Origin of the sequence: Streptomyces sp. Mut1, assembly GCF_030719295.1 — a bacterium.
Lineage (GTDB): Bacteria > Actinomycetota > Actinomycetes > Streptomycetales > Streptomycetaceae > Streptomyces > Streptomyces castrisilvae.
On sequence record NZ_CP120997.1, the window covers coordinates 2,860,001 to 2,879,735 of the forward strand.

Annotated in this window: 15 protein-coding genes; 3 read left to right on the top strand and 12 right to left on the bottom strand. The window is 72.7% G+C overall.

The features are described 5' to 3' along the window. Nucleotides 1-249 precede the first annotated feature (249 nt). Nucleotides 250-1,257 (bottom strand): stage II sporulation protein M, encoded by a 1,008-nt coding sequence (locus tag P8A18_RS12150; protein WP_306054083.1) that lies wholly within the window; start codon nucleotides 1,255-1,257, stop codon nucleotides 250-252. A gap of 114 nt (nucleotides 1,258-1,371) precedes the next feature. Here P8A18_RS12150 and P8A18_RS12155 point away from each other — a divergent pair, with 114 nt between their 5' ends. Next, nucleotides 1,372-2,412 (top strand): RDD family protein, encoded by a 1,041-nt coding sequence (locus tag P8A18_RS12155; RefSeq protein ID WP_306054084.1) that lies wholly within the window; start codon nucleotides 1,372-1,374, stop codon nucleotides 2,410-2,412. 378 nt (nucleotides 2,413-2,790) lie between these two features. Here P8A18_RS12155 and P8A18_RS12160 read toward each other — a convergent pair whose 3' ends face one another. The 8 genes from P8A18_RS12160 to P8A18_RS12195 all read right to left on the bottom strand — a co-directional run bounded on the left by P8A18_RS12160 (nucleotide 2,791) and on the right by P8A18_RS12195 (nucleotide 11,832). After that, nucleotides 2,791-3,402: a hypothetical protein gene (locus P8A18_RS12160; protein WP_306054086.1), complete on the bottom strand. Its 612-nt coding sequence runs from the start codon at nucleotides 3,400-3,402 to the stop codon at nucleotides 2,791-2,793. Nucleotides 3,403-3,679: 277 nt separating this feature from the next. Further along, nucleotides 3,680-5,137 carry an adenosylhomocysteinase gene (gene ahcY / locus P8A18_RS12165; RefSeq protein WP_306054088.1) on the bottom strand — a complete coding sequence of 486 codons (1,458 nt, stop codon included), beginning with the start codon at nucleotides 5,135-5,137 and terminating at the stop codon, nucleotides 3,680-3,682. A 268-nt stretch (nucleotides 5,138-5,405) separates the two neighbouring features. Continuing rightward, complete coding sequence (locus tag P8A18_RS12170) at nucleotides 5,406-6,476, bottom strand: cation diffusion facilitator family transporter (RefSeq protein WP_306054090.1); 1,071 nt, start codon at nucleotides 6,474-6,476, stop codon at nucleotides 5,406-5,408. A 90-nt stretch (nucleotides 6,477-6,566) separates the two neighbouring features. Beyond that, nucleotides 6,567-7,778, bottom strand: a complete 1,212-nt coding sequence (gene manA, locus P8A18_RS12175) for a mannose-6-phosphate isomerase, class I (RefSeq protein ID WP_306054092.1) — start codon at nucleotides 7,776-7,778, stop codon at nucleotides 6,567-6,569. A gap of 81 nt (nucleotides 7,779-7,859) precedes the next feature. Then, nucleotides 7,860-8,996, bottom strand: coding sequence for an SIS domain-containing protein (locus P8A18_RS12180; protein ID WP_306054094.1), 1,137 nt, complete (start codon nucleotides 8,994-8,996; stop codon nucleotides 7,860-7,862). Between the two features lie 55 nt (nucleotides 8,997-9,051). Next, nucleotides 9,052-9,234 (bottom strand): Trm112 family protein, encoded by a 183-nt coding sequence (locus P8A18_RS12185; protein WP_018552946.1) that lies wholly within the window; start codon nucleotides 9,232-9,234, stop codon nucleotides 9,052-9,054. A gap of 796 nt (nucleotides 9,235-10,030) precedes the next feature. Further along, nucleotides 10,031-11,395 carry a phosphomannomutase/phosphoglucomutase gene (locus P8A18_RS12190; RefSeq protein ID WP_306054096.1) on the bottom strand — a complete coding sequence of 455 codons (1,365 nt, stop codon included), beginning with the start codon at nucleotides 11,393-11,395 and terminating at the stop codon, nucleotides 10,031-10,033. A gap of 59 nt (nucleotides 11,396-11,454) precedes the next feature. Beyond that, nucleotides 11,455-11,832: a DUF3499 domain-containing protein gene (locus tag P8A18_RS12195; RefSeq protein WP_018524691.1), complete on the bottom strand. Its 378-nt coding sequence runs from the start codon at nucleotides 11,830-11,832 to the stop codon at nucleotides 11,455-11,457. A gap of 334 nt (nucleotides 11,833-12,166) precedes the next feature. Here P8A18_RS12195 and P8A18_RS12200 point away from each other — a divergent pair, with 334 nt between their 5' ends. Beyond that, nucleotides 12,167-12,595 carry a metallopeptidase family protein gene (locus P8A18_RS12200; RefSeq protein WP_306060849.1) on the top strand — a complete coding sequence of 143 codons (429 nt, stop codon included), beginning with the start codon at nucleotides 12,167-12,169 and terminating at the stop codon, nucleotides 12,593-12,595. Nucleotides 12,596-12,604: 9 nt separating this feature from the next. Here P8A18_RS12200 and P8A18_RS12205 read toward each other — a convergent pair whose 3' ends face one another. The 3 genes from P8A18_RS12205 to P8A18_RS12215 all read right to left on the bottom strand — a co-directional run bounded on the left by P8A18_RS12205 (nucleotide 12,605) and on the right by P8A18_RS12215 (nucleotide 18,475). Next, the gene (locus tag P8A18_RS12205; protein ID WP_306054099.1) at nucleotides 12,605-14,140 is read right to left on the bottom strand and encodes a DUF5719 family protein; all 1,536 of its coding nucleotides are present in this window, start codon (nucleotides 14,138-14,140) and stop codon (nucleotides 12,605-12,607) included. Further along, the gene (locus P8A18_RS12210) at nucleotides 14,137-17,958 is read right to left on the bottom strand and encodes a glycosyltransferase (RefSeq protein WP_306054101.1); all 3,822 of its coding nucleotides are present in this window, start codon (nucleotides 17,956-17,958) and stop codon (nucleotides 14,137-14,139) included. Before P8A18_RS12210 ends, P8A18_RS12205 begins: the two co-directional genes overlap by 4 nt. Nucleotides 17,959-18,211: 253 nt before the next feature. Further along, nucleotides 18,212-18,475, bottom strand: a complete 264-nt coding sequence (locus tag P8A18_RS12215; protein ID WP_003968728.1) for a WhiB family transcriptional regulator — start codon at nucleotides 18,473-18,475, stop codon at nucleotides 18,212-18,214. A gap of 718 nt (nucleotides 18,476-19,193) precedes the next feature. Between P8A18_RS12215 and P8A18_RS12220 the strand changes: the two genes are divergently transcribed. Further along, complete coding sequence (locus tag P8A18_RS12220; protein WP_306054108.1) at nucleotides 19,194-19,703, top strand: cysteine dioxygenase; 510 nt, start codon at nucleotides 19,194-19,196, stop codon at nucleotides 19,701-19,703. Nucleotides 19,704-19,735 lie beyond the last annotated feature (32 nt).

Genomic DNA, 19,735 nt, shown 5'->3' on the forward strand with positions numbered 1-19,735 from the left:
TTGCCTTTCGGCTGATTCGACTTTATCAGAAGCGTTTCGGCCGACCTAATCGGCTTCAACTCGCTGAGATTGGGAATCGATGGCTCTGCGGAAATTTGATTTCCGACCGGAGCGAGACAGATATTAACTGTCGGGGCCCGAACCTGTCCAGTTCGAGGCAACCGTTAAAATCTACCTCCCCCACTTCGCCGTGTCAACGGTTTTTTGGGGCGAGGAGGAGACTAGCAGGTCAGCGACGGCGTATGCACATCAGGCGGCCACCGGCAGCTCGGCACTTCGTTCGACGGCGTCCACGTCCCCCGCCTCACCCGCTCGGGCGGCTCGGCCGCCCAGGACGTAGACGTACGCGAGGAAGAGCACCTCGGCAGCTGTGCCCAGGGTGATCCGGGCCCAGGTCGGAAGGCCGGACGGGGTCACAAAGGCTTCGATGATCCCCGAGACGAACAGGACGAGCGCCAGGCCGATGGCCATGCCCACGGCGGCTCGTCCCCGCTGTGCCAGGGCCGCTCGGCGCGTCCGAGGGCCGGGGTCGATGACCGTCCAGCCGAGGCGCAGGCCCGTACCCGCGGCGACGAAGACGGCCGTCAGCTCCAGCAGGCCGTGGGGAAGGACCAGCCCGAGGAACGTGTCGAGGCGGCCGGCCGAGGACATCAGCCCGATGCCGACCGCCAGGTTCACCACGTTGACGAAGAGGATCCAGATCACCGGGACGCAGAGGAACGCGCCCAGCACCAGGCACATGGCGGCGGCCTGCGCGTTGTTCGTCCAGACCTGTGCCGCGAAGGAAGTCGCCGGGTGGCTGGAGTAGTACGTCTCGTACTCGCCACCCGGACTCGTCATGCGACGGAGGTCGTCCGGAGCGGCGATGGTCGCCTGGACCTCCGGATGCGCGGCGATCCACCAGCCCATCAGCGCGGCCAGGAGCGTGGAGAGGACAGCGGTCGGTATCCACCAGTGGCGGGAGCGGTAGACGGCCGCGGGGAATCCCGCGGTGAGGAAGCGCGCCGCGTCGCGCCAGGACGCTCGGCGGGTACCGGTCACCGTGGCACGGGCTCGGGCCACCAGCTGCGTGAGCCGCGCGACGAGCAGCGGGTCGGGGGCGCTGGAATGGATCAGGGACAGGTGCGTGGCCGTGCGCTGGTAGAGGTCGACGAGTTCGTCCGCTTCCGCGCCCGTCAGCCGGCGCCCACGGCGCAGGAGGTGGTCCAGCCGGTCCCACTCGGCGCGGTGGGCGTTGACGAAGACATCGAGGTCCATGATCGGCTGCGGCTCCAGGCAGGGTGTGTACCGGTCCGTCCAACTGCGGCGTTGCGGGCCAGCTTGGCAGACTGTGGGTCCGCGGGGCAGGGGCCTTCGGTGAGGGGTGGGGCGATGAGTGAGCTCGTGACCGGGGACGCGGTCGTACTGGGGCTGCGGCCGGCGAAACTGCCGAGCCGGGCGCTGGCTCTGGCCATCGACCTGATCGTGGTGGGAACGGTGTTCGGCCTGGTCGTGTTCGTTCTCGCCATCGTCTCCGCCTCGCTGGACGAAGCGGCCATCGCGGCGGTGTCCGTCGCTGCCTTCCTGCTGGTTCTCGTGGGTGGGCCGATCGCGGTCGAGACGCTCAGCCACGGACGTTCGCTGGGCAAGCTGGCCTGCGGGCTGCGCGTCGTACGGGACGACGGCGGCCCCATACGGTTCCGGCACGCGCTGGTGCGCGGGGCGATGGCGGTCGTGGAGATCCTGATGACGCTCGGCGTCGTCGCCTCCATCGCGTCGTTGGTGTCGGCGCGTGGCCGGCGGCTCGGTGACGTCTTCGCGGGGACGCTCGTCGTACGGGAACGGGTGCCGGCGGGCCGGGCAGCGGCTGTTCCGCCGCCTCCGCCTTGGCTGGTAGGGCGGTTCGCCGGTCTGGATCTCTCAGGAGTTCCGGACGATCTGTGGCTCGCGGTGCGGCAGTACCTGACGCGGATGCATCAACTCGATGCCGACGTGGGCCGGAGCATGGCGGAGCGGCTCGGCGGGGAGGTCGCCGCGCGGACCGGGCTTCCGGCTCCGGCGGGCGTACCGGCTTCCGCGTACCTGGCTGCCGTGGTGCACGAGCGGCAGGTGCGGGACGCGCGACGGGCGTGGGAGGCCGCGGCCCGCGAGGCGACGCGGGGCTCCGCCGGTCCCGGGCCGATGAGCATGCCGGGAGGAGGGTCTGTGGGCGGCGAACCGGGCGGCGGGTTCGGCCGGTATCCGGGCGGGCCGGCCGGCCCGGTAACACCACCTGAGCACCCGGGGGCCGCCGTCGGTCCGCCCGTCGGCATGGTGCCTGGTCCCATCGGCATGGTGTCCGACGGAGCCCCGGGGTCTGGCGCCGATGCGGCTGCCGGTAGCGGAGGGGCGGCCGGGCGGCCGTCCGCCACCGGGTTCGTGCCGCCCTCCTAGGACGTGTCCGCGAAATCCCGTCGTACGCCCGAAGTGCGCGGCCTGCGGCGTCTGGTGATTCCCCAAGTTCTGGGCGCCCTCCAACAGGGGAGACCCCACTCCTCTGCGTGCCGGCCGGAATCCCTCGTATTGGACTTACTTGGGGTTTCGGCCGGTGCGGCGAGAGCGCCTGCCAGGCGTCGCGGGCCGGACGGGACTTCGCGGACACCGCCCAGGTCGTGTCGCGTCAGCCGCGGGCCGCGGCCGTCACTCCATCGAGCGGGTTTCCTGCACAGCCCCCGAACTCCCCGGCCTCCAGCAGCTTCCGGGCGCCTGCGCCTCGGTGTTCACCCCCTCGGCCTCGGACCCTGATCGCGGGCGATTCCCCTTCCGGTCCGGCTACCGCTCGGAGGGTGGGGACTCCAGTTCCTCGAGCTCGACTCCTGGGGCCGACAGAACCACGTCCCCGGCCAGATGGACGGTGTACCTCTCGCCCGTGTCCAGGGCGCTGACCTGGTATTCGTCCACCTTCAGGGGTCCGTTGTCAGTGGGGTGCGCTTCACTGTTCACCAGGGCCCAGGACTGGTCGAGCGTGCGGGGGGCGAGGACCGGATCCGTGAAGGTGACGACCCGGAGGCGGGTTGCCGGAGAAGTGGGGGTGAGGCGCAGCAGACGAGCGGTCGCGACGAGGAAGGCGGGGGACGTGCCGTTGAAGGCGTGGGCGCGGACATTGCCTTCGGTGGCGTGAGCACCCGTCGGGTCGGTACGGACCCAGGTGAGCCCTTCGAGGGCGGCACCGCGGACCTGCCAGTCGGCGGCATGGAGTTCGAGACGGATGGGGCGGCCGAGTTCATCCAGGGTGAGGTCGACGGATCCCAGGTGACTGCCGGACGGGGCAGTCGTTTGGGAGATGTAGCGCCAGCCGGAAGGGCCGGGCGCGCAGTGGAAGTGTTCTTCGCCGAGGGGGGTGTGGTCATGAAGATCGTGGAGCGAATATCGGCCGCGGGGCATGGGGTCCTTCGGGTTCCTCAGGTCGTGCGGGTGCGGTACGGCGCAGGCCCCCGACACGGGGGTGCGGGGGCCTGCGTTCGTCGCTGCTGCTGATCGGTCCGGACTGCTGAGTGTCCGGTACTGCTGAATCGCCCCGGGCTGCGGGGTCCGCCGGTGACCGGTCACCTGCGGACCACCGCGGCGCATGGCGGGAGCAGTCGGTACGGAGTCGAGCGGTACGGGTTCCGTGCCGGGGCAGCCTTGAGGGATCCGTCCCTACGGGGCTGTCCCCGGTGGATCAGTAGCGGTAGTGGTCCGGCTTGTACGGGCCCTCGACCTCGACACCGATGTACGCGGCCTGCTCCGGGCGCAGTGTCGTCAGCTTGACGCCGAGGGCGTCGAGGTGGAGGCGGGCGACCTTCTCGTCCAGGTGCTTGGGGAGCACGTAGACGTCGGTCGGGTACTCCTCGGGCTTGGTGAACAGCTCGATCTGGGCCAGGGTCTGGTCCGCGAACGAATTGGACATCACGAACGAGGGGTGGCCGGTGGCGTTGCCCAGGTTCAGCAGGCGGCCCTCGGACAGCACGATCAGGACCTTGCCGTCCTGGAACGTCCAGGTGTGGACCTGCGGCTTCACCTCGTCCTTCACGATGCCGTCGATCTTGGCCAGGCCGGCCATGTCGATCTCGTTGTCGAAGTGGCCGATGTTCCCGACGATGGCCTGGTGCTTCATCCGGGCCATGTCGGCGGCCATGATGATGTCCTTGTTGCCCGTCGTGGTGACGAAGATGTCCGCCTGCTCCACCACGTCGTCGAGGGTGGCGACCTGGTAGCCGTCCATCGCCGCCTGGAGCGCGCAGATCGGGTCGATCTCGGTGATGATGACGCGGGCGCCCTGGCCCCGGAGGGACTCCGCGCAGCCCTTGCCGACATCGCCGTAGCCGCAGACCACGGCCGTCTTGCCGCCGATCAGCACGTCGGTGGCCCGGTTGATGCCGTCGATCAGCGAGTGACGGCAGCCGTACTTGTTGTCGAACTTCGACTTGGTGACCGCGTCATTGACGTTGATCGCCGGGAACAGGAGGGTGCCGTCGCGGTGCATCTCGTAGAGCCGGTGCACACCGGTCGTGGTCTCTTCCGTGACACCACGGATCTCGGAGGCGAGCTGGGTCCACTTCTGGGGGGACTCACCGAGCGTGCGGTTGAGCAGCGTGAGGATCTGCGCGTACTCCTCGCTGTCGGCCGTGGCCGGGTCCGGGGCCGCGCCGACCTTCTCGAACTCGACGCCCTTGTGGACCAGGAGGGTGGCGTCGCCACCGTCGTCCAGGATCATGTTCGGGCCGCCGGTAGGCGTGTTCGGCCAGGTCAGGGCCTGCTCCGTGCACCACCAGTACTCCTCCAGCGTCTCGCCCTTCCAGGCGAAGACGGGAACGCCGGCGGGGGCGTCCGGGGTGCCGTTCGGGCCGACCGCGATGGCGGCCGCCGCGTGGTCCTGGGTGGAGAAGATGTTGCAGGAGGCCCAGCGGACCTCGGCGCCGAGCGCGACCAGGGTCTCGATCAGCACGGCGGTCTGCACGGTCATGTGCAGCGAGCCGGTGATGCGGGCGCCGGCCAGGGGCTGGGCGGCTGCGTACTCCTTGCGGATCGACATCAGGCCGGGCATCTCGTGCTCGGCGAGGGTGATCTCCTTACGGCCGAAGGTGGCCAGGGAGAGATCGGCGACCTTGAAGTCCTGTCGATTGGCGACCGTCGTCATAACGGGCTGCTCCTCGTGGTGGAGTCGAGGGTGGGTAGGGCGGCTCTGCGGCAGCGGGCATACGGATGCCCGGGAGCTCGCAGCGCAGTCCGTCGGAGGCCCTCTCTCCCTCGGCCGGTCCGGCGTACGGACCGATCGACCGCCATCAGCAGCGACGTCTGACACTGCCGTCGAATCTACACCGAACGGCGCAGCCGCTCCCAGTCCGCCGGGGCTGAACCGGGGCGGGAGCGGCTGTACGGAGTACGCGATGGCGTGTCCGGTGCGGTCAGTGGCCGGATTCCGTCGGGTCCGACGGGGTGGCCGGGGTATCGGTGGCTCCGGGCTCGGGGGCTCCCGGTTCCGGGGCCTCCGGGCCGGGGGTGGTGGCCCCCTCGTCGGGGGTGCCGCCCGGGGTCTTGGCGGGATTGGTGCCGGCCGCGGCGGCCGCCTCGTTGTAGATGTCCGGTTCCAGGTAGATCACCCGGGCGATCGGGACGGCCTCCCGGATGCGGGACTCGGCGGCGTTGATGGCGTTGGCGACCTCGCCGGCGGTGTCGTCGTGCTGGACCGCGATCTTGGCGGCGACCAGCAGTTCTTCCGGACCGAGGTGGAGGGTGCGCATGTGGATGATGCCCGTGACGGTGTCACCGTCGACGACCGCGGCCTTGATCCTGTCGACCTGGTCGGTGCCGGCGGCCTCGCCGAGCAGCAGGGACTTGGTCTCGGCGGCCAGGACGATCGCGATGGCGATCAGCAGGATGCCGATGCAGAGGGTGCCGATGCCGTCCCACACACCGTCGCCGGTGCCGATGGCCAGGCCGACGCCTGCGAGGGCGAGCACCAGACCGATGAGCGCGCCGAAGTCCTCCAGCAGCACGACGGGGAGTTCCGGGGCCTTCGCGCGGCGGATGAAGTCCGTCCAGCTGAGCGAGCCGCGGGTCTGGTTGGACTCCTTGATCGCCGTACGGAAGGAGAATCCCTCGGCGATGATCGCGAAGACCAGCACGCCGACCGGCCAGTACCAGGACTCCAGCGCGTGGGGGTGCTTGATCTTCTCGTAGCCCTCGTAGACCGCGAACATGCCGCCGACGGAGAACAGGACGATGGAGACGAGGAAGGCGTAGATGTAGCGTTCGCGGCCGTACCCGAAGGGGTGCTGGGGAGTGGCCTCGCGCTGGGCCTTCTTGCCGCCGAGAAGCAGGAGGCCCTGGTTGCCGGAGTCGGCGAGCGAGTGGACGCTCTCCGCGAGCATCGACGAGGAGCCGCTGAACAGGAACGCGACGAATTTGGCCACTGCGATCGCGAGGTTGGCGCCGAGTGCCGCCACGATCGCCTTGGTTCCGCCTGACGCACTCATGGGTGCTTGGTGTCCCTTCCTCGGTGCTGCGGCTCCGGCGTCCGCGGTACGGCGGCACATTGTTGCAGCCGCCGTACCGCGGACGGTACGTCAGGCCACCACTGTGGCCCGGAACAGCGTGCCCGCTCCGGACACCCGGACCGGCTCGCCCGCCGGTACGAACACCGACTCGCCGGGGCCGAGACCGAGCTCGCCGGCGCGCGGGGCGCCCGCCGTGCAGAGCAGGATCTGGGGCGTGGGCGCGGTCAGGTCGACGGGGGCGGCGCCGGGCGACAGGTCGAAGCGCGAGAGGCGGAACTCGTCGGCCGGTGTCTCGTACAGCTCCTCGCCGGAGGCCGACGCCTCGGGGCGCAGGATTCCCGGATCTGTCGCCTCGAAACGGACGATGCGCAGGAGTTCGGGGACATCGATGTGCTTGGGCGTCAGGCCGCAGCGCAGCACGTTGTCGGAGTTGGCCATGATCTCGACGCCGAGGCCGTCGAGGTACGCGTGCGGCACGCCGGCGCCGAGGAACAGGGCCTCGCCGGGCTGGAGCCGCACGTAGTTGAGCAGCATGGCCGCGACGACTCCGGCGTCGCCCGGGAAGTGGTGGGCGATGCGGGCGTACGGGGCGTAGGCGCCGCCGAGCCGTTCCGCGGCGGCCGCGGCGGCGGCCACCGTCTCGGCCATCTCGGCCGGGTCCGCGGTGAGGATCGCCGTCAGCACCTCGCGCAGGGCGCCCTCTTCGGGGTGGGCGCGCAGCAGATCGGCGTACGGCTTGAGGGAGTCGACGCCCAGGCCCTCCATCGCCTCGGCCGCCTCCAGCGGACGGCGGAATCCGCACAGGCCGTCGAAGGGGGTGAGCGCGCAGATCAGCTCGGGCTTGTGGTTGGCGTCCTTGTACGTGCGGTGCGGGGCGTCGATCGGGACGGACCGGCGCTCCTCGTCCGCGTACCCCGCCCGCGCCTGGTCCAGGTCCGGGTGGACCTGGAGGGAGAGGGGGGCGCCCGCGGCGAGCAGCTTCAGCAGGAAGGGGAGGCGCGGGCCGAACTTCTCCACGGTGGCCGCGCCGAGCTCACCGGCCGGGTCGGCGGCGATGACGTCGGTGAGGGCCTGTTCGGCGGGGGCCGACGCGGTGGTGCCGGTGGGGGTGGTGCCGGTGGGGGTGGTGCCGGTGCGGGTGATCCGGGAGGGGGCTCCGGGGTGGGCGCCCATCCACATCTCCGCCTGCGGCTCGCCGGTGGGGGCGACGCCGAGCAGGGCGGGGATCGCGGTGGTCGAGCCCCAGGCGTACGGGCGCACGGTGTTGGAGAGCCGGTCCATGGAGTTTGTCCTTGTGCGTTGTTCTGGTGTGGTGCGAGGTGCTGCGGGAGCTTCGCGGTGCGCGGGGCTCCGTAGTCCGTTTCAGGCGCCGCCCTTTGCGGCGAGGGCCAGGTAGACCGCGGCGAAGTCGGTGACGGCCAGCAGCTCGGCGAGGGATTCGAGCGTGCTGCCCTCTTCCGGTTCGAGCTCGCTGATCGGCGTGTCGTGGCCCAGGGCCAGTTCGCGGGCCGCGGGGGCGGCGCTGAGGCCGCCGGTGGGGCGGTCGCGGAGCAGGACCACCCGGGCGTGCAGGGGTTCCGACTCGTCGACGCGGTCGCGGAAGAAGTCGTCCGGGTCCGCCCCGGCGGCGAACGCGCCCGCCAGCAGGCCCCCGTGCGCCGGGAGCGCCTCCGGGAGCACGGCGGCGAGGGCCGGGCGGCCCGACAGCTCCGCCAGGACCGCGGCGAACCGGCGGCCGACCGGGCCGGCCGCGTCGCCCTCCGCCCAGATCAGCGGCAGGCTGTCCGCGAGCTCCGCGGCGAGGGTCTTGGCCGGGTTGCTGTACGTGGCGATGGCCGGTCCGCAGCGCTCCGCCGTACGGTCCAGGCGGTCGGCGACGCGTTGCAGTACGTCGGCGGGGGCGGTGACCAGGCCGACGCGGTCGAGCAGCGCGAGCAGCGGGGTGAGCAGGGCCCAGAGCGTGCCGGGGCCGGCGGCCGACGTCTCGGCGTCGTACTCGCCGTGCGGGGCGGATGCCATCGGTACGACGACGCCGTGCACCCCGTGGACCGCCTCCCGCAGCGGGGAGCGCAGGGGGGCGACGGCCACGACCGTGCAGCCGCGGCGGTACGCCTGCTCCGCGAGGAGGGCGAGGCCCGGTTCGGAACCGTCCGCCGTGGCGATGAGCAGCAGGTCGACGGAGCCGGCCCAGCCGGGCAGCGTCCAGCGCAGTGCGCCGGGGGCGGGGGCGACGCCGGTCGGGTGGATACGGGTGACCGGGGCGGAGGCGCCGGCGAGCGCGGCGATCAGGTCCGCGACGCCGGTCGCGGCGGTGCCGGGGCCGGCGACGAGGACGGCGCGGGGGCGGCCTTCCGGCTTCAGGTCCGTGATCCCGGCCTCCGTCGCGTGCCGGGCGGCGGTACGGACCCGGGCCCCGGCCTCGGCGGCGCCGCGGAGCAGACCGCGGCGGTCGGCTCGGGCCAGGGCTTCCGGGGCGTCGAGCAACGACTCGTCGAGCATGGGGACGGTCCTCCGATCACATGCCGGTCACCGGCTGGTGCGGGTGGGCGGCCGGTTACGCGGGGCGGCGGGCCTCGTCGACGAGGAGTACGGGGATGCCGTCCCGTACCGGGTAGGCCAGGCCGCAGTCCTTGCCGGTGCAGACCAGTTCCGGGCTGTCGGCGGCCGACCTGTCGTCGAGCGGGGAGTGGCAGGCCGGGCAGGCCAGGATCTCCAGGAGGCCGGCTTCGAGCGGCATGGGGTGGTCCCTTCGGGCGGGGTGGGGCGGTGGGGCGGGGTTCGGTGCGCTTGTGGCGGGGTCAGCCTACCGCTGGGGGGCTGGGGGGCGCCTGCGGCGGGCCCTTGTCCCCTCCCCGCCCCTTCCCGAAACCGGAGGCTCCGCCCCCGGGCCCCCGCGCCTCAAGCGCCGGCGGGGCTGGCAGTGGCCGCCAGCGGATTCGGGGCTCTGCCCCGCTCCCCGCTCCTCAAACGCCGGAGGGGCTGGAGGTGGACGAGGCCGATGGGCACGCCCGGCCAGGGATTCGGGGCTCTGCCCCGGACCCCGCTCCTCAAACGCCGGAGGGGCTGAGGGTGGCCGAAGGGGCCGGGACGGGGGTGGCCGGACGGCCCCTGGGCCGTCCGGCGGGGCTGGGGTAGGCCCGGCGGGCCTGGGGTTGGCCGGACGGGGCTGGGCCGGCCCGGAGGGGCTGGGCCCGGCCCGGAGGGGCTGAGGGTGGCCGGAGGGGCCGGGGCGGGGGTGACCGGAACGGGCTTGGGCCGTCCGGCGGGGCTGGGGTAGGCCCGACGGGCCTGGGGTTGGCCGGACGGGCCGGGGGTTGGCCGGACGGGGCTGGCCCCGGCCCGGAGGGGCTGGCCCCGGCACGGAGGGGCTGGCCCCGGCACGGAGGGGCTGGCCCCGGCCCGACGGGCCCGGGGGTTTGATCACGCGCCTCCAACTACCGGATAGGCGCGAGTAGCCAGCGGGGCCGGGGTGGCCCGATCGGGCTGGGGGGGGCGGAGGGGCTAGGGGGATGGACGGGTGGGTCGGTGGGTGGTTATCCGCGGATCAGGGTCAGTACCTCGTCGCGTACCGCTCTCATCGTTTCCTCGTTCTCCGCCTCCACGTTCAGGCGGAGCAGGGGTTCCGTGTTCGAGGGGCGGAGGTTGAACCACCAGTGGGGGGAGGTGATCGTGAGGCCGTCCAGGGTGTCCGTGGTGATGTGCTCGCGGTCGGCGAAGGCGGAGCGGACCTTGGCTGTGCGGGCGGGCTGGTCGTCGACCGTGGAGTTGATCTCGCCGGAGGCGGCGTAGCGGTCGTACTGGGCGACCAGGGCCGAGAGGGGGGCGTCCTGGCCGCCGAGTGCGGCCAGGACGTGGAGGGCGGCGAGCATGCCCGTGTCGGCGTTCCAGAAGTCGCGGAAGTAGTAGTGCGCCGAGTGCTCGCCGCCGAAGATCGCGCCGTGGGCGGCCATCTCCGCCTTCATGAAGGAGTGGCCGACCCGGGTACGGACCGGGGTGCCGCCGTGTTCGCGTACGACCTCGGGCACGGAGCGGGAGGTGATCAGGTTGTGGATGACCGTGCCCCGGCCGCCGTTGCGGGCGAGTTCGCGGGCGGCGACGAGGGCGGTGATCGCCGACGGGGAGACGCCTTCGCCCCGTTCGTCCACCACGAAGCAGCGGTCCGCGTCGCCGTCGAAGGCCAGGCCCAGATCGGCGCCCTCGGCCACGACGCGGGCCTGGAGGTCCGTGATGTTCTTGGGGTCCAGGGGGTTGGCCTCGTGGTTCGGGAAGGTGCCGTCCAGCTCGAAGTACATCGGGACCAGGTCGACCGGCAGCCCCGCGAAGACGGTGGGGACGGTGTGGCCGCCCATGCCGTTGCCCGCGTCCACGACCACCTTCAGCGGGCGGATCGCCGTCAGGTCCACCAGGGAGAGCAGGTGGGCGGCGTAGTCGGTGAGGGTGTCGCGTTCGGTGACCGTGCCCGGGGTGGTGCCCGGCTCGGGGGCGCCCGTCTGCGACCACTCCTCGACCAGGGTGCGGATCTCGGCCAGGCCGGTGTCCTGGCCGACCGGTGCGGCGCCCGCCCGGCACATCTTGATGCCGTTGTACCGCGCCGGGTTGTGCGAGGCCGTGAACATCGCGCCGGGCAGGTCCAGCGCCCCGGACGCGTAGTACAGCTGGTCCGTGGAGCACAGGCCGATCATCGTGACGTCGGCTCCGCGCCCCGCCGCACCCCGCGCGAACGCCCCGGACAGCCCGGGGGAGGTCGGGCGCATGTCGTGGCCGATCACGACGGCGTCCGCGCCGGTCACCGCTACGAACGCCGCCCCGAACAGTTCGGCCAGCGGTTCGTCCCACTGGTCGGGCACGACTCCGCGCACGTCGTACGCCTTCACGAGCTGCGACAGGTCTGCGGTCACGGGCCGGTCCTCCTGGGGTCTTCTTCGGACCGCCAAACTACCCGGCGGCCCGCGACGCCTCAGGAGTCGGGGGAACGCAGAACGCGCAGGTGGCCCCTGCGGGCGACCTCCATGGGGTCCGCGGTGCGCGGGCCGCCGCCCCGCGTGCCGTCGCCGCGTTCCTGCGGGCGGGCGGCTTCCCGTACGGCGTTCGCCAGCGCTTCCAGGTCGTCGCCGCTGGGGCGGCTGGGCGCGGAGGGGTCGGAGAGCCGGACGACTTCCCAGCCCCGGGGCGCGGTGAGCCGCTCGCTGTGCTCGGCACAGAGGTCGTAGCAGTGGGGCTCGGCGTAGGTGGCGAGCGGGCCGAGGACCGCAGTCGAGTCGGCATAGACGTACGTCAGTGTCGCGACGGCAGGGCGGCCGCACGCGGTGCGCGAACAGCGACGTACAGGGCTCACGATGTTGGACGGTACCGCACTCTTGAGCGGGCTGCGACGACTCTCCCCCGGCTCACCCCTCCGTGTCGCCCTGTGACCTCCGGCACATACCGCCCCACAGCAACTCCCCTGACCTGCGCGGCGGGAGAGACCCGGGGGCCCTGACGGCGACGGTTCCGGGCGCCGCTGTGCCACGAACCCTTCACAGGACGCGAGTGCGGCGGTCGGGAGCGGGGCCGGAAACGGGCTGCTGTGTGGCCGGATTGTTCAGGAGCGGACAGGCCGTCCGGCTCGCGGACGGCAGCCGTCCCGCCGCCCCTCGGAGCCGGGTCCGGAGCGTTAGGCTGCGTCGGTGATGGACAGTCCCGTACCGCCCCTCCCGTCCGAGCCGCGACCGCGGCGCCGAGACCGACACGGCCGCGGTATGCGCGGGCCCGTCGCCCCGCCGCAGGTGCCGCTCTCCACGAGCCGCGCGGACAGCTTCCGCGATCTGGTCCAGGACTCCGTCGAGCGGCTGGAGCGGCGCTGGCCACAGCTGGCCGAGGTCGACTTCGTCGTCCTGGATGTGCCGGAGACGGCGGAGGAGACCGTTCCGCTGGGCAGCGCGCTCTCCGCCGAGAAGGGGCGGCCCGCCCAGATCGCCGTCTACCGGCGGCCCGTCGAGCTGCGCACCAAGAGCCGCGACGAGCGCGCCCTCCTCATCCACGAGATCGTCGTGGAGCAGGTCGCCGAACTCCTGGGCCTCGCCCCCGAGTCCGTCGACCCCCGCTACGGCCAGGAGTAGCGGGGCCGCTCAGTCGTCCAGTACCGACAGGTCCTGTTCGGCGGCCGGTACCTCCACCGTTCCCTTGTCGTCCGGCAGGGTCTGCACGGTGAACATCGGGATGCCGTCCTGTTCCACGGTGAGGGTCCGGGCGGCGTGGACCGGGCCGCCCGACTGGGTCTCGACCGTCAGGGCGTAGGTGCCCTTGAGGCCCGCGGGGACCGGCGGGGTGACCGCCACGGTCGCGCCGGCGGCGATCTTGTACGTCTTGCTGACCGGGGTGCCGCCCTTGCTGCCCGCGGACGCCGTGACCTTGACGGTGCCGGCGGCTCCGGGTGCGGCGAGCGAGAGGACCGAGCCCTTGGAGCGGTTGTCGGCAGCGGTCGCCCGCGCGCCGACCGGGCCGGTTGCCGGGATGTAACCGACCTCCTGCTTGTCGCCCTTGCCCCGGACCACCCGCAGCGCCGCCACCACGGGGGTGGCCTTGCCCTCCTCGGCGGGGACCAGCATCAGTGAGCCGGCCTCTCCGCGGGTGAGGTCCTTCAGGTCGAGCCCGGCGGTCATCTTCGACTTGACGTGCAGTTCGTCGTGGCCGGCCGGCGAGATCGCGCCGGACTTGCCGAGCAGCTTCAGCTTGAGGTCGGCGTCGTCGTCGCCGGGGGCGAACGCCACCAGCCGTACCGAGGTGGCGTCGGCCGGGATTCCGGGCAGCACGAGCGTCTTCGCCGGTTCGGCGGACGCGGCGATCCAGTCGCTGCCGGTCTTGCTGTCCGCGGCCCTGACGGCGGCGCCGACCCGGCCCGAGCGGGTGGTGACGTGGACGGTCACGTCGTCGGCGGCCTTGCTCGTCAGCGTCGAGATCAGGACCCGGATGCCGGAGCCGGCCGGGACGGTGATGCCCTCGCCCACGTCGGACTTGAGCGAGCCGTCCGGGCCGTACAGCTCGATGTCGGCGACGGCGGCCGTGTCGTCCGGGTTGGTGAGGTGGACGTAGTCCTGGCGGGACTTCGCGGTGCTCGCCGCCGGGAACCAGAAGTCGGTGTCGGGCGCGGTGCAGCTGATGCCGAGCAGGCCGCGTCCGTCGCCCGCCTCGATGGTGGTGGTCTGCTGGGCGGTCCAGCCGGGCGCCAGCCGGGCGGTGGCGGTGCCGATGAGCGCGGGCGAGTCCGCGCCGGACGCCTCGCCGGTGGCGGGCTTCCCGGGCTCCTTCAGGGACACCACGGGCTTCTTCCCGCCCGCCTCCTTGTCCTTCTTGCTCTTCTCCTTGTCCTTCGCGGTGTCCTTCTTGGCGTCCTCGTCGTCCTTGGCGGACGAGAGGAGTTCGGCCTTGCCGCCCGCGGCCGACCCGCCGCTCCCGCCGACCGGTGTGAAGGCCGTGTACGCGGTCTCCGAGAGCTCGGAGAGGCCGGGCGCCGGACAGAGCAGGCTGGTCCGCTCGACGGGCAGCCGTGCGGCGGTCCTCGCCTCGGCCGTGCCGCCGCCGTCCGGCACGTTGAGCGCGGCGAACCCGGTGACGGCGGCCAGGGCGACGGCCCCGGCGATGAGGGACAGGCTGGTGGACTTCACTCGGACTCGCCTCGGGTCGGCCACGGGTTCCGGCCCGGGGCGGGGTTCTCGGGGTTCTGCGGGTCGTACGGGCGCTGCTCGCCGTACTGCCCGGCCTCGGGGTCGTACCCGTTCGGGTCGTACTGCGCCGGATCGTACGGGGGCGGGTCGTACGGGCCCGCGTACTGGCCGTCCTGGTACTGCGGGTAGCCGGTGCCCTGGTACTGGCCCTGGTCACCCGTGCCGTACTCGCCCTGCTGCTGCGGATAGCCGTACGCGTCGTAGCCGCCGGCGTCCGGCTGCTGCCGCCCCTCGGCGTACTGGGCGTCCGGGTACTGGCCGTCCTGGTACTGCGGATAGCCGGAGTCCTGGTACTGGCCCTGCCGGCCGTCCCACTCGCCGTACTGCTGCTGCGGTACGAAGACGTTGTCGTCGTCCTGGGCGCCCTCGGGGTCCGGGGCCGGGTCGCCGCCCTCCGGGCCCTGCTGGGCGGGGACGTAGGCCGGCTGCTCGCCGGTCTCCTGGGCCGCGTCCGGCTCCGGCTCATCGGCTCCGCCCGCGGCCTCGTTCTCGGCCAGCGCGGCAGCCCGCAGCCTGCGGGCGCGGCGGCCCTCGCCCGCGACCGGTTCGGCGACGACCGCCTCGGCCTCCTCGGGCAGGTCGTCGTCGATCTCCCGGCGGCGGCCCGGCAGGGCCATGACCACGAGGACCACGGCGAGCGCGATCTGTGCCCAGATCCACACGGTGTGCGTGAAGGGCTCCTCGTACGTGAGGTCCAGGGTGCCGCCCTCGGCGGGGAGTTCGAAGCCCTGGGCCCAGCCGTCGACGGTCTTGGGGGTCAGCGCGCGGCCGTCGAGCGTGGCCTGCCAGCCGGGGTCGGCGGCGTCGGCGATCCGCAGCACGCGGCCCGAGGCGCCGCCCGGGATCTTGGTGTGCGCCTCGACCGGCCGGGAACCCACCGGGAGCGGCTCGGCGTCGTCGCCGGACGGGATGATCATGACCCGGGCGACCTGGCGGTCCACCCGCCACAGCGCGCTGCCGTCCAGCTGGCTGAGCCGGCTCAGACCCGGGGTCGCGTCGAGCACCCGGCTCATCTGCTTCGGCGCCCCGTCGCGTACGAGGACGTAGCGGATCGCGAAGCCGCTGAGCTGGCTGCCCTGGTCGGCGCCGGAGCCGGCGACCAGATTGGCGACGACCTTGTCGAGGTGGCTGTTGCGGCCCTGCGCCTCGGCCAGTTCCGCGTCGCCCAGCCGGGCGCCCGAACCGCGGACGAGGGTGTAGGCGACGGAGGCGGGCGAGGTGCCGCCGAGCACCAGGGTGCGCGGCTGGTCGCGGGTGCCGCTCTCCTCCGCGACGAAGGCGGGCACCTGGACCGGGTCGCGGCGCTCCAGCGGGCCGGCCGCGCCGCCGATCATCCAGCCGGCGGCGGCCAGGGCCGGGGCCAGTCCGGCGGCCAGGGCGATCAGGACCGCGACGGGCTGGCGCCAGCCGAAGCTGAGTTCGGCGACCCGGATGCGGGCGCCGTCCGCGCCGACCAGGGCGGCGGCGATGAGCGCGGCACCGTAGACGAGGGTGGCGGGGCCCGCCCAGCCGGAGCCGTTGGCGAGCCCGGCGAACGCCAGACCGACCAGCGCGGCCACCCAGGCGGTCCGCACGGCGAACTGCCGCTCGCCGCGCAGCAGGGCGGCCAGCGCCGCGAGCACGATGCCGAGCAGCAGGACGCCGCCCGCGGCCTTCGGGCCGCCGGGGCTGATGCCGAGCAGGTCCAGCGCGGACGCGGAGCCCGTACCGGTCTCCAGGCCGGCTTCCTTCAGGAACGCGGACGGGTTGCTCAGGAGCGAGAGCGACCAGGGCGCGAGGACGAGCAGCGGGGTGCCGACGGCGGCGAGGAAGCGCAGCCCGTAGGCCGTGATGTCGCCGCGCCGCAGCACCAGGACGCCGAGGCCGAGGACCACGGCGAGCGGCCACACGATGGGGGTGAAGGCCATCGCGAGGGTGAGGAGCAGGGTGTACGCCCAGGTGGCGCGCCAGCTGCCGCGGCTGTCGCCGGTGGCCCGCATGCCGTGCGCGGAGACGGCCGTGCGGGCGATCAGCGGGAGCAGGACGGCCAGGACGGCGGTGCCGAGGCGGCCGGTGGCCAGGGCGCCGGTCGCGGCGGGCAGGAAGGCGTACGCGATGCTCGCCCAGGCCCGCAGCAGCCGGGAGGGCAGCAGCGGGCGGGAGACGAAGTACGCGGTGAGTCCGGCGAGCGGGACCGAGCAGACGAGCAGCAGGGTGAGCGCGAAGCCGGTGGAGCCGAGGAACAGCGCGGACAGGGCCGAGAGCACGGCCAGGTAGGGCGGTGCGGTCGGGGTGCCGCCGGTGCCGATGGTATGCCAGCCGTCCGCGTATCTGCCCCACAGGTCGGCGACGTCGCCCGGGGCGGGCAGCAGGGCGCCGCCGGCCAGGGCGCCGCCTCCGATGAGGCCGCGGCAGGCGACGAGGGAGACCAGGAGGAGGACGGCGAAGAGCACGGGTCCGGGTTTGCGCCCGACCTTCTTCAGCCGGGCGAACTGGTCGATCTCCAGGTAGTCGGCGTCGTCGCCGCCGGGGCCCGACTCGACGGCGCCGTGCCGGGAGCCGCCGGTGTCGGCGTCGGAGCCGCCGCCGAAGTTCCCGGCGACCTGTTCGACGGTGGCGCGGACGGTGGCACCGGGCGCGGGGAAGAGGCCGCGCAGTTCGGCGGCGTCGACCACGCCCTTGCCGCGGGCGCGGCGGGCGCTCAGGATGCGGCCGGGGCGCAGCAGGGTGCTCAGGAGGCCGGTGACCTCGTCGACGGCCTGGCCGGGGACCTTGCCGACGAGGTAGGCGAGCGTACGCAGCAGGGTGCCGATGACGAGCCTGAGCAGCACCCAGGGCAGCCGCTTGCCGCGGGCGTTGACGAGCATCGTGTAGACGGCGCCGGCCTTGTCCACGCGGTGCGGGCTGGCCACCGAGCGGCCGGCGCAGTCGATGGGGCGGCGCTCGCGGGCGGATGCCTCGGCGTGCCGCAGGACGGCGTCCGGGGCGACGAGGACACGGTGGCCCGCCATGTGGGCGCGCCAGCACAGGTCGACGTCGTCGCGCATCAGGGGGAGCCTGCGGTCGAAGCCGCCGAGTTCCTCCCAGACGTCCCGGCGGATGAGCATGCCGGCGGTGGAGACGGACAGGACGGTGCGGACCTGGTCGTGCTGGCCCTGGTCCTGCTCGCGGCGGTCCAGGCCCGTCCAGCGGCGTCCGCTGTTGGCGATGGAGACGCCGACTTCGAGGAGCTGGCGGCGGTCGTACCAGCCGCGCAGCTTGGGGCCGACGATCGCGGCGTGCCGGTCGTTGTCCACGACGCGCAGCATCTCGGCGAGCGCGTCGGGCGCGGGCGCGCAGTCGTCGTGGAGCAGCCAGAGCCACTGCACCGGCTCGCCGTGCGGCAGCTCGGGCATCTCGTACGCCTCGTCGTGCCAGGTCCGGGTGACCGGGTCCCAGCCGCTGGGCCGCTTCAGGTAGGGGAGGTCGTCCGGGGTCAGGACGCCGGCCGTGCGGCTCGCCTCGTCGACGGCGGTGCCGAAGCTCGTACGCCGCGCGAGGTGCAGGACCCGGTCGGCGCCGAGCGCCTCGGTGACCAGGTGCGCGGAGTCGTCGGCGCTGCCGGTGTCGGCGGCGACGACGTTCTGTACGGGGCGTTCCTGCCCGAGCAGTCCGGCGAGCGCGTCGGGCAGCCAGCGTGCGCCGTCGTGGGAGACGAGCACGGCGGTGACGACATGCCGGGGGAACTCTGGGGCGGCGGCGGCCGCGTACGGCGCCGTTGATTGGCTGTGCACGGACATCGAGGTACGGGCCCTCCGGCCGGGTCCGGGGGACGTCCCCCCGGGGGCTGCATCGGTGTACACGCGCGCCCTGTCGGGTCGTTGGCGCGTCTCGGACGGGGCCCCACACTAACGGTACGGATCGGCGGGGTGGCGCGGAGCGGCCGGCGGAGGGTGCGACGGGGCTCCCGGCCGGGGGCGGAAGCACGGAAGCCGGGCACGGAAACGGCCCGCCGCCTGCGGGGGGTGCAGGGGGCGGGCCGTCGCGGGTGGGTCAGATCGCGGCCTTCTTCAGGCGGCGGCGTTCACGCTCGGAGAGGCCGCCCCAGATGCCGAAGCGCTCGTCGTTGGAAAGGGCGTATTCCAGGCACTCGGAACGGACTTCACAGGCGAGGCAGACCTTCTTCGCCTCACGGGTCGATCCACCCTTCTCGGGGAAGAAGGACTCGGGGTCGGTCTGGGCGCACAGCGCGCGCTCCTGCCAGCCGAGTTCCTCGTCCGCGTCCTCGACCAGCAGTTGCTGGAACAGCTCGGTCATGTGCGCCCCTCGTCTGTCTCTTGCGTCCCCGTGATGCGGCCGTTATCTGATCGACCGAACGACACGAGTGAAATTACAAGTGTGTAGCTCTGGGGGGTCAAGCCCAGATCTGCTATTGGCCCCGCTATTCACTCTGCGGGACCAAGCGTATGCGCTAAGTGTTCAAATCACCAAAAACCTGACATATACCATGGGCGCTCTCGCGCCCTCGCTCTCCATGGAGACAAACTGCCGGGAGCTCGAACACGTTGCGATTCGATCACTGAAGCGACCAAGATCACATTCGGGTCACGGTGCCGTACCCGTGTTTAGCGGCACGACTGCTGCGCCACCTGTCCCCGCGCACTGACGCACAAACCTTTCTCCGCTCCGGGTAACCGGATGAGGTGAAACATTGCCACCAAATCGGGCATTGGGTTGACAGTGGGTGGTTCTCCGGTTCTCCTTGATGTCATGCCAGTGACCTCAGCGACGCACGCCACCCGCACCCGCGGGTTCCGTAGTGCTGTCCAGGCTCGCTGTTGCTGTTCCAGCTGTCTCAGCTGCTGACGCCGCCGACGCTGTCGTAGCCCTCCCGCTCCGGCCTCGGCACCTCGCCCCGGACCCCCGGCCCCTCCCGCAGCGCCCCTCACGGCTCCGCGACCGCCGGTCCCCGGTCCTCGCGACACCTCACCGCACCGCACCGCACTTGCTCCCCTGCCGAGGAACCACCGCATCCATGAACAGCGACAGCGACCTCCAGATCGCCGGCGACCTCCTTGAAGTCCAGCACCTGCTGCGCCCCGCCCGCGAACACCCCGCCACCGTTGCCGAATTCGTCGGCCTCGCCCGCGCCATCGCCGCCGACCGCTCCCAGTGGGCGCCGCTCGTCCAGTACGACGCCACCACCCGCTGGTACCACCGCCTGCGCCAGGGGCCGGGCTACGAGGTCTGGCTGCTCAGCTGGGTCCCCGGCCAGGGCAGCGGCCTGCACGACCACGGCCCGTCCTCCGGCGTCCTGACCGTCCTGGACGGCGAGCTGACCGAGCGTACGGACCGGGGGAAGCGGACGCTGGGCGCCTCGGCCCAGCGCGTCTTCGCCCCCGGCTACCTCCACGAGGTCGTCAACGCCTCCCTAGAACCGGCCGTCAGCCTCCACGTCTACTACCCGGGCCTCACCGACATGCCGATGCACACCGCCCAGTGCGCCACGGCCACGGCCACCGCCACGGCCACCGCCACGGCCTGACAGCCGCCACCACCCCCACAATGATCAGGCTT

Excerpts from the sequence above, each read along its gene's own strand:
- P8A18_RS12150 (WP_306054083.1), bottom strand. The coding sequence starts at position 1,257 with ATGGACCTCGATGTCTTCGTCAACGCCCACCGCGCCGAGTGGGACCGG.
- P8A18_RS12155 (WP_306054084.1), top strand. The coding sequence starts at position 1,372 with ATGAGTGAGCTCGTGACCGGGGACGCGGTCGTACTGGGGCTGCGGCCG.
- P8A18_RS12160 (WP_306054086.1), bottom strand. The coding sequence starts at position 3,402 with ATGCCCCGCGGCCGATATTCGCTCCACGATCTTCATGACCACACCCCC.
- ahcY (WP_306054088.1), bottom strand. The coding sequence starts at position 5,137 with ATGACGACGGTCGCCAATCGACAGGACTTCAAGGTCGCCGATCTCTCC.
- P8A18_RS12170 (WP_306054090.1), bottom strand. The coding sequence starts at position 6,476 with ATGAGTGCGTCAGGCGGAACCAAGGCGATCGTGGCGGCACTCGGCGCC.
- manA (WP_306054092.1), bottom strand. The coding sequence starts at position 7,778 with ATGGACCGGCTCTCCAACACCGTGCGCCCGTACGCCTGGGGCTCGACC.
- P8A18_RS12180 (WP_306054094.1), bottom strand. The coding sequence starts at position 8,996 with ATGCTCGACGAGTCGTTGCTCGACGCCCCGGAAGCCCTGGCCCGAGCC.
- P8A18_RS12185 (WP_018552946.1), bottom strand. The coding sequence starts at position 9,234 with ATGCCGCTCGAAGCCGGCCTCCTGGAGATCCTGGCCTGCCCGGCCTGC.
- P8A18_RS12200 (WP_306060849.1), top strand. The coding sequence starts at position 12,167 with ATGGACAGTCCCGTACCGCCCCTCCCGTCCGAGCCGCGACCGCGGCGC.
- P8A18_RS12210 (WP_306054101.1), bottom strand. The coding sequence starts at position 17,958 with ATGTCCGTGCACAGCCAATCAACGGCGCCGTACGCGGCCGCCGCCGCC.
- P8A18_RS12215 (WP_003968728.1), bottom strand. The coding sequence starts at position 18,475 with ATGACCGAGCTGTTCCAGCAACTGCTGGTCGAGGACGCGGACGAGGAA.
- P8A18_RS12220 (WP_306054108.1), top strand. The coding sequence starts at position 19,194 with ATGAACAGCGACAGCGACCTCCAGATCGCCGGCGACCTCCTTGAAGTC.